Source organism: Bacillus glycinifermentans, assembly GCF_001042475.2.
In the GTDB taxonomy this organism is placed as follows: domain Bacteria; phylum Bacillota; class Bacilli; order Bacillales; family Bacillaceae; genus Bacillus; species Bacillus glycinifermentans.
Window position 1 is genome coordinate 18120 of sequence record NZ_LECW02000007.1, and the last position, 9280, is coordinate 27399.

The following is a 9280-nucleotide window of genomic DNA, read 5'->3' on the forward strand; positions in this document are numbered from 1 at the left end:
TGTCAATGAGCGAACAAAAGAAACACGCCGGCTTGGCAAAGCGCATTCTCGAATTTGCGGGAGGAGCGGCGAATGTTGCGGACTATAACCATTGCATGACACGTCTGCGGATCACGCCAGTTGATAAAGAAAAAGCAGACATCGATTCAATTAAAGCGCTTGAAGGAGTCATCGGCGTCGTCGAAGCCGAAACACTGCAAATCATACTCGGTACAGGCGTTGTTCAGCATGTATCAGATGAATTCGGGAAGCTGCTCAAAAAAGCGGATCACTTTGATGTAAAGGAAGCCGCAGCCAAAAACAAAAACGCAGTTTCAAAGAAAAACGCCACACCCTTTAAACTGTTTTTACGGCGGATCGCAAGCATTTTTATCCCGCTTATTCCCGCATTAGTGGCATCGGGTCTGATCACGGGCATCACCAAAGCCGCGATCCAGGCAGGGTGGCTCGCCGAAAAATCCCAGCCTGCCATCATCTTAACCGTCATCGGCTCCGGTTTATTTGCGTATTTGGGCATCCTCGTCGGCGTGAACGCGGCGAAAGAGTTCGGCGGCTCCCCGGCACTCGGCGGCTTGGCCGGCATTTTGATCATCAATCCGGCCGCCGCTGATATCAACCTTTTCGGCGCAGCACTTCTGCCTGGACGGGGCGGATTGATCGGCGTTCTATTCGCCGCCATTTTCATCGCCTTTATCGAAAAGCGAGTCAGACGCTTTATTCCCCATTCACTCGATATCATTGTCACACCTACCGTCTCCCTTCTGCTCACAGGAATCGTCACTTACGTTATTTTCATGCCGGTCGGCGGCTTTATTTCTGATGCGATTACTTCGGGACTTTTAGCCATATTAAATATAGGCGGCATATTCGCCGGGTTTATATTGGGCGCGACTTTTCTGCCGCTTGTCATTACCGGACTGCATCAAGGCCTGACGCCTGTTCATATGGAATTGATCAATTCGATCGGCGACGATCCGCTCCTGCCGATATTGGCAATGGGCGGTGCAGGCCAAGTAGGGGCCGCTTTTGCGATCTACTTTAAAACGAAAAAAGCGAAACTGAAAAGAGCGGTTGCCGGCGGACTCCCGTCAGGCTTGCTCGGCATCGGCGAACCGCTGATTTTTGGAGTAACCCTTCCTCTTGGGCGCCCGTTTTTAACCGCTTGCCTAGGAGCCGGAGTCGGCGGAGCATTTCAAGCCTATTTCAAAATCGCAACCGTATCGATAGGGGTTTCAGGACTACCTCTTTCATTCCTGGTTCATACCCATCAAATCATCTTATACATCATCGGTTTATTCATCTCATATGCTGCCGGCCTTTTCTTTACGTACGCATTCGGGTTTAACGACGATATGGCGGTTGAATTTGATTAAACGTTTGTTTAAAATTCCCAATAAAAAAGGAGGGATTGGCAGCATGAAAAAATTAATCATTAGCGCTGTTGCAGCGTTGCTCTTTCTTCCATTCCTTTACCCGCACCCATCATCTGCACAAACAGCTGTTGCAAATGACAGGCACCACCAGAGATACCCCGTTTTACAAAAAGCAAAAAACCCGGAAGATGCCGGTTTTTCTACAGAAAAACTAAAACGAGTTGACAGGCTCATCGAAGAAGACGTTGCAGCCGGATTCCCCGGCGCCTCCCTCATCGTCATCAAAGACGGAAAAATCGTGAAACAAAAAGCATACGGATACAAGCAAAAATACAGCGGGCTCACTCCTTTGAAGCATCCGCAAAAAATGAGAACCGATACAATGTTTGACCTTGCCTCCAACACGAAAATGTACGCCGTCAACTTTGCTCTGCAGCATTTGGCGAGCCGGGGTGAGCTCGACCTGAACTCAAAAATCTCCCGCTATATTCCCGATTTCAAAGATACTCCCGAAGATGCCATTAAAGGAAAAAGTGCACTTCGCATCGTCGATTTGCTGCATCATACGGCAGGATTCCCGGCAAGCTGGAACTATTACGATCCAAAAACGGCCGGAAAGCTCTACTCCCAGACAAGGGGAAAAACATTGGAATTTCTTTCAAAAACCCCTTTGGCATACAAACCGGGTACAAAACAAGTCTACAGTGATATCGACTATATGCTGCTTGGCCTGATCATCGAAAAGATAACGGGCCAGCGCCTTGATTCCTATGTTGAAAATCGGTTTTACCGTCCTCTCGGCCTGCGCCATACATTGTTTAACCCTTTACAAAAGGGCTTCAACCCTTCGCAGTTTGCGGCCACAGAATTAATGGGAAACACGCGGGACGGCACGATTTCATTTCCTAATATCAGAAGCTATACGCTGCAAGGTGAGGTTCACGATGAAAAAGCGTTTTACTCGATGGAAGGCATTTCAGGACACGCCGGATTGTTCTCAACAACCGAAGATATGGCGGTGCTGCTTCAGGTCATGCTGAACGGAGGAGGCTACGGCTCTCAAAAGCTTTTTGACCGTCCAATCATTTCTCAATTTACGAAGCCGTCAAACATGGATGCCACATACGGATTAGGGTGGCGTCTAAACAGCAGCACCGACATGGAGTGGATGTTCGGAAAGCATGCGAGCAGCAGAGCTTACGGACATACAGGCTGGACCGGAACGATTACCCTCATCGACCCGGCATATCGGCTCGGCATCGTTTTATTGACCAATAAAAAACATTCTCCCGTCATCAATCCCGCGGAAAATCCGAATCAGTTCGAAGGTGATCTATTTTCAACCGGAAAATACGGCAGCGTGATAACCGCTGTTTATGAAGCGCTAAAATGATAAATAGGAGGCGGCAAGCAGTATGAAAGGATTTTTTCGATACGCACTGATCGCCGTGTTGCTGGCATCTGCAGTTATACATCCCGATACGCGCACAGCCGAGGCAAAACATCCCCCCGGACATAGCGTCAAACAGCTGGTCAACAGCATGACGCTTGAAGAAAAAATCGGGCAAATGCTCATGCCGGATTTTAGAAATTGGAAGAAGAAAGAGGATTCAAGCGCCAAAGGATTGACGGAAATGAATAATGAAATAGCCGGCATCATCCAAAAGTATCATCTTGGCGGAGTGATTCTTTTTGCCGAAAATGTCACAGGCACGGAGCAAACGGTTCGTTTAACCGACGGTCTGCAAAAAGCAAGCCGCGGCATTCCGCTCTTTATCACGATTGATCAGGAAGGCGGTATCGTCACAAGACTTGAATCGGGTACAAACCTGCCGGGCAATATGGCCATCGGCGCTTCAAAAAGCGCGAAAAATGCTTACCGGTCAGGAAACATCATCGGAAAAGAACTAGCTGCATTAGGAATCAACGTTAATTTCAGTCCTGTTCTTGACGTCAACAACAATCCCGGCAACCCTGTGATCGGCGTCCGCTCCTACAGCTCCAAACCGGAACTCGCAGCCGGGCTCGGCATTCAGGCCATGAAGGGGCTTCAAAAAGAAAACATCGCTGCTACAGCGAAGCATTTTCCCGGCCACGGAGATACGTCGGTCGACAGCCATTACGGCCTCCCGCTTGTACCGCATGATCAAGAACGGCTCAAACGCGTTGAACTTTATCCATTTAAACAAGCGATCGATGCAGGCATCGATATGATCATGACGGCTCATGTCCAGTTCCCGGCAATCGACGATACGACATATAAAAGCAAAAAGGACGGCCAGGATATTATGGTCCCGGCAACACTGTCCAAAAAAGTGATGACAGACCTTCTGCGAAAAAACCTCGGATTTGACGGTGTCGTAGTGACAGACGCTTTAAACATGAAAGCCATCTCCGACAACTTCGGCCGTGAGGAAGCCGTCGTCATGGCTGTGAAAGCAGGCGTGGACATTGCGCTCATGCCTGCAGAAGTGACGTCACTGGAAACAGAGAAAAATCTGGCAAACGTATATGAAGCCCTTCTGAAAGCAGTCCGTCAGGGAAATATCCCCATTGAACAAATTAACCGATCAGTAGAACGGATCCTTTCTTTAAAGAGCAAGCGCGGCATTCTTGACGATAACTCTTCTGGATCATTGCAGAAAAAAATAAAGCACGCCTTAAAAACGGTCGGAAACCATAAGCATGCCAAAGCAGAAATGAAAATGGCGAAAGAAGGCGTAACCGTCTTAAAAAACGATGACCGCACACTCCCGTTTAAACCGAAAAAAGGGGACACCATCCTTATCCTGGCACCATACGAAGACCAAACAAAAGCGATGTCCAAAACGGTCAGGAGAATAAAGAAAACGGCGGTCGTGAAGGAATATCAATTTGCTGAGAAGGTTTTTAATCAGGATGTTCAAAAGCTGATCGATGAGGCTGACTATATCGTTACCGGCTCATATGTGGTCAAAAACGATCCGGTTGTAAACGACGGAGTGATCGACGATACCATTCAAGACTCAAGCAAATGGGCCACCGCTTTTCCGCGGGCTGCTATGCTGTATGCCCAGGCAAAACAGAAAAAGTTTGCCTTAATGAGTCTCCGCAATCCATATGACACAGCGAATTTTGAAGAAGCAAAAGCAGTCATTGCTGTATACGGATTTAAAGGCTACACAAACGGACGTTTCAGACAGCCAAACATTCCGGCGGGTGTAGAAGTCATTTTTGGAAAAGCGAGGCCTAAAGGAACCTTGCCCGTTGATATCCCTTCCGTAACGAAGCCGGGAAACACCCTTTACGAATATGGATATGGATTGAACATCAAAAACGGCAAACCGCTGAAACAGGAGGGATTGCAATGATGAAAAAAGCGTCCTGGCTGCTCGCAGGCGTCATAGTTCTCAGTACATTGACGGCAGCATCTGCCCACCCTGAAAAAGAAAAGAAAGCAAAGGTCTCTCCAGGAATAGAAGTGCTGATGAATAAGAAAAACATGTTAAAAGGAAAAAAAGTCGGCCTGATCACAAATCCTACAGGGGTGGACGCCAAACTGAACAGCAGCATCGATCTGCTCCATCAGGATCCGGACATTGAGCTTACTGCGCTTTTCGGACCGGAACACGGCGTGCGGGGCGACGCTCAGGCAGGGGACAAAGTCGACTCGTATATCGATGAAAAAACCGGGCTTCCCGTCTACAGCCTTTACGGCAATACGAAAAAACCGACGCCTGAGATGCTGAAGAATGTTGACGTTCTCCTGTTCGATATCCAAGATGTCGGAACCCGTTTCTATACGTACATTTATACAATGGCATATGCCATGGAAGCGGCAAAAGAAAATGACATTCCATTTATCGTTTTGGACCGGCCGAACCCGCTGGGAGGAATAAAAGTGGAAGGACCGGTTCTTGATCCAAACTATTCATCTTTTGTCGGAAGATACCCGATTCCGTTAATACACGGCATGACGGCAGGGGAACTCGCACAGCTGTTTAATGAGGAATTTAACATCGGCGCCGACCTGACCGTCGTCAAAATGAAAGGCTGGAAACGGCGAATGTCTTTTGAAGATACCGGGCTTCCTTTCGTCCTTCCATCACCAAACATGCCGACAGTTGATACTGCCACAGTCTATCCCGGCATGGGCTTAATTGAAGGAACAAATATTTCCGAAGGCAGGGGAACGACCAAACCGTTTGAGTTAATCGGTGCACCTTACATCAAAAGCACGGAGCTCGCCGAGAAATTAAACAGCTTAAAACTGTCCGGCGTCCGATTCAGAGCGGCTTCATTTACACCGACCTTTTCAAAACACCAAAACAAATTGTGCCACGGGGTGGAGCTCTATGTGACAAACCGGTCCGCTTTTCAGCCGGTGAAAACCGGCATTTCGATCATCAAAACGATCCATGACCTTTATCCGGATGGCTTTCAATTTCTTTCTTCCAACAACTTCAATCTGCTGATCGGCAACAGCTGGGTCAAAACAATGATTGAAAAAGGAGCTTCAGCAGAAGACATCGTCAAAAGATATGAAGGTGAACAGAAGCGGTTTATGAACATTAGAAAGAAATACCTGTTATATTAAGAAAAGCAGACGCGGTTTTAACTCATGTATGATATAAGGATAGACATCTCGCATACGTATTGCGTGACAAATTTGATTCGAACAATGCCCTGCCTTTTAAGAAGGCAGGCTTGTTTTATTCTCCAACTGACACGCCCTTTTCAACTCGCTTTTGGCCAGCAAATGCCCAAACAACGCAGCCAGGATTTGCTGAAACAGCATGCCGATCACAACAGGCACCGCTACCTGTGCCGGAAAAAAGCTGGTTGCCAAAACGGCCCCTGCGCTAATATTTCGCATTCCTCCCGTAAAGATTAAAGAAACGATTTCTTCGTGAGGCCGCTTCAGCATTCTGCCTAGCAGCCAAGCCGTCATATAACCGGTAAAAGCCACTAAAAACACCGTTACGGCTATCGTAACAAACCTTAAATCGACCGTTCTTAAATAAGGAGCGACAACTGAGCTGTTAATGGCCACCACAACGGCCAATCCCATTTTTGAGAACGGAGCACAATTCGCGCTCAAACGCGCCGTTCTGTCTGGTGCAGCAAACTGGTTGACCAGCATGCCTAACAGCGAAGGGATTACAACCATCCCAAACAGCCCCTTCATCATCCCCGCTATATCCATTTCGACCTGAGCTCCTGCCAGAATGGACAGACTAAATGGTACGACAAAAGGCGAAAGAATCGTATCAATCAAAATGACCGAAAGTGTTAACCCAATATTTCCTTTATACATGGCAGCCCAAATCATGCTTGTGATGCCGGTTGGAATCACAACCCCGAGAATGAGCCCCGTAATCGTCAACGAATCCCCGTTGAATACAATATGTCCAGTCCCCCATGCCAATACCGGCATAAACAAATGTAAAACAAATAAAGCCAGCAGCATCGGCAACGGGTGAACCACCGCAGCTTTCAGCGACTGAAAGTTGGCGCTCAAGCTTCCAGCAAAGGTCATAAAAGCAAAAATCCATGGTACAAATGCAGCAAATCCATGTAATTGTTCTGAAAGCAATACCCCGCAAACGACGCTTGCAGGCGTCAGCAAAGGCATTATTTTTCCAAGTGTTTTATTTATTGTCTGAAGCATAGATGCAAACGCCCGCTCTCTTTAAATGATCATACGTTCATTATAGCAAAAGACGGATGTCAAAACAGGAAGGTAAAAAGAAGTGGGTGTCCGGGGAAAGCCTATTTTAAGCGTGATGAGCTGAATGCATTCTTTTTTTAATAGGGAAAACTGCCAAAATCGAATCGACCTTAAACAGTCTGACTTGTTGTTTCTGAAAACAAAACGCTTTAACATACCCATTTTTGATGTCACTGACTAATATCGTCCGCTTAGAAAACTCATGTTTCTTCATGTAAATGATCTCAACGGGGAAACCCTCTGCCATAGCACGATTCAGCAGCTTTTTCATCCTCTCGCTCCTTTCGCATACCATCATTCTATACGAACACACGTTCTTTTTCAAGTAGAAAAATAAACAATGTATAAAATCATTTATTATTGGAAGAAACTTTTTAAGGGGATGATGCGTCAGTAAATACGTGACATTTATTAGAAGGAGCCCAGCCATGTCCAGAATATACAAAAGAACAAGAGTATACAAAAGAAAAAAACGGCGTAATAAAAGGCTTTTATTGTCTGCTTTCATTCTTGTTTGCGCAATCATTTACATCGCTTTTCCGAAGATGCCAAGCGATCATTATGAAAAACAGTCGCAAGCAACCGAGAAACAAATAAAGCCGGAAAAGAAAAAAAAACCGAAAGTGAAAAAAGAAAAAAAACAAAGCGAAATTGTCACGAAAAACGATAATAAACAACTGGATGATTATTTAAAAAATATTGGATTCAGCGGGACGGCATTGATTGTGAACGAAGGAAAAATCGTCACAAGCAAAGGCTACTCATATGCAAACCGCAAGAAAAAAGTGCCGAATACACCCGAAACCGTCTATTATGTCGGTTCATCGCAAAAAGCGATCATCGCCGCTTCCATTCTCCAACTTGAAGAAAGAGGTCTGCTGTCAGTAAGCGATCCGGTTTCTACATATATTCCTGATTTTCCAAACGGCACGAATATTACCCTTTACAATCTCCTGACTCATACATCAGGGATAAAAGGACACAACGAGGGCAGCGGTTATATTACACCGGACAATCTTTTAAAAGATATCGAAGCTCAAGGAATTAAAAATGCTCCAGGAAAATGGGATTACAAAGACTCCAACTATTCCGTACTGGCATACATCGTAACGAAGCTGAGCGGTGAATCTTTAAGCACATATGTTACAAACCATATCTTTAAACCTGCGGGCATGAAACACGCAGGGTTTTACAAAACGTTTGCAAAGCAATCCCAACCGTCAACAGGCTATAAGCTGAATGCTTTTAAAAAGCTGTATACTCCCGATATGCCCGATTTATCACAGCTGTACGGAGCAGGGGATATCTATATGACGGCATACGATATGTATTTATTCGATAAAGCGCTCTTAGAAAGAAAAATTATTTCTGATCAAAGTTTTACAAAAATGTTTACACCCAATCAGGCAACATACGGCATGGGCTTTTATATTTCTCCCGGAAGCTACTCAAACCACGGCGTAATGCCAGGTTACAATATTTTAAACAGCTTTAGCAAAACAGGGAGCAAATATGTAATTCTCTTTTCAAATATACAAAACAACATTAAATCATTTGGCGTCGTTAATAACCGGATCTTCTCTATTTTGAACGCATCTGAATGATAAAGCAGGAGACACTTTCACTCTGTTTAAACAAACGTTTGTTTAAGATAGAGATGGAAAGTGTCTTTTAAGTAACCGTCAAAAAACAAAAATAAGCAGGCATAATGCCTGCTTTAAAAATACCGTTAAAAACAAAAAAAGCTTTCCCCTTAATTGGAGAAACCTTGTCATATCAACATATTCACTTAAGCTTCCAAGCGGGCTCGAACCGCTGACCTCTTCCTTACCATGGAAGTGCTCTACCTGCTGAGCTATGGAAGCATTGGCTCCGCAGGTAGGATTCGAACCTACGACCGATCGGTTAACAGCCGATTGCTCTACCACTGAGCTACTGCGGAATAAAATAAGCTTCATTTCATGCAAGGTAAAGATATAAATAAACAGCTTGGCGGCGTCCTACTCTCGCAGGGGGAAACCCCCAACTACCATCGGCGCTGAAGAGCTTAACTTCCGTGTTCGGCATGGGAACGGGTGTGACCTCTTCGCCATCGCCACCAAACATATGCCTTCAGGACGAAGGTACTGGGCGTTCCTCACAGGATGTGAGGGCCTTTAGCCGAGTTTCCTTGCCTTTGGCTTCTTAAGAGATATTC

Annotated in this window: 7 protein-coding genes, 2 tRNA genes and 1 rRNA gene; 5 read left to right on the forward strand and 5 right to left on the reverse strand. The window is 45.8% G+C overall.

What is annotated here, in order from left to right; translation table 11 throughout:
* The first annotated feature begins 5 nt into the window (after positions 1 to 5).
* From AB447_RS07460 to AB447_RS07475, 4 genes are read left to right on the forward strand one after another with little or no spacing between them, the layout of a single operon-like run.
* Complete coding sequence (locus AB447_RS07460) at positions 6 to 1373, forward strand: PTS transporter subunit EIIC (RefSeq protein ID WP_048356462.1); 1368 nt, start codon at positions 6 to 8, stop codon at positions 1371 to 1373.
* Positions 1374 to 1416: 43 nt separating this feature from the next.
* The gene (gene pbp4b, locus AB447_RS07465; RefSeq protein ID WP_057957498.1) at positions 1417 to 2766 is read left to right on the forward strand and encodes a penicillin binding protein PBP4B; all 1350 of its coding nucleotides are present in this window, start codon (positions 1417 to 1419) and stop codon (positions 2764 to 2766) included.
* A gap of 22 nt (positions 2767 to 2788) precedes the next feature.
* A complete protein-coding gene (locus AB447_RS07470; protein WP_048355522.1) occupies positions 2789 to 4723 on the forward strand; it encodes a glycoside hydrolase family 3 protein in 1935 nt (644 codons plus the stop codon).
* Positions 4720 to 5949 carry an exo-beta-N-acetylmuramidase NamZ family protein gene (locus AB447_RS07475; RefSeq protein WP_048355521.1) on the forward strand — a complete coding sequence of 410 codons (1230 nt, stop codon included), beginning with the start codon at positions 4720 to 4722 and terminating at the stop codon, positions 5947 to 5949. Before AB447_RS07470 ends, AB447_RS07475 begins: the two co-directional genes overlap by 4 nt.
* A gap of 96 nt (positions 5950 to 6045) precedes the next feature.
* Here AB447_RS07475 and AB447_RS07480 read toward each other — a convergent pair whose 3' ends face one another.
* Both AB447_RS07480 and AB447_RS07485 read right to left on the reverse strand, forming a co-directional pair.
* Positions 6046 to 7023, reverse strand: a complete 978-nt coding sequence (locus AB447_RS07480) for a bile acid:sodium symporter family protein (protein WP_048355520.1) — start codon at positions 7021 to 7023, stop codon at positions 6046 to 6048.
* A 106-nt stretch (positions 7024 to 7129) separates the two neighbouring features.
* Positions 7130 to 7354, reverse strand: coding sequence for a WYL domain-containing protein (locus AB447_RS07485; protein WP_048355519.1), 225 nt, complete (start codon positions 7352 to 7354; stop codon positions 7130 to 7132).
* A gap of 157 nt (positions 7355 to 7511) precedes the next feature.
* Between AB447_RS07485 and AB447_RS07490 the strand changes: the two genes are divergently transcribed.
* Positions 7512 to 8687: a serine hydrolase domain-containing protein gene (locus tag AB447_RS07490; RefSeq protein ID WP_048355518.1), complete on the forward strand. Its 1176-nt coding sequence runs from the start codon at positions 7512 to 7514 to the stop codon at positions 8685 to 8687.
* A gap of 188 nt (positions 8688 to 8875) precedes the next feature.
* On the opposite strand, the gene AB447_RS07495 is transcribed toward AB447_RS07490, so the two are convergent.
* The 3 genes from AB447_RS07495 to rrf all read right to left on the reverse strand — a co-directional run bounded on the left by AB447_RS07495 (position 8876) and on the right by rrf (position 9186).
* Positions 8876 to 8948: transfer RNA gene (locus tag AB447_RS07495), tRNA-Thr, on the reverse strand.
* A gap of 2 nt (positions 8949 to 8950) precedes the next feature.
* Positions 8951 to 9025: transfer RNA gene (locus AB447_RS07500), tRNA-Asn, on the reverse strand.
* A 45-nt stretch (positions 9026 to 9070) separates the two neighbouring features.
* Positions 9071 to 9186, reverse strand: a 5S ribosomal RNA gene (gene rrf, locus AB447_RS07505).
* Between the last annotated feature and the right edge of the window lie 94 nt (positions 9187 to 9280).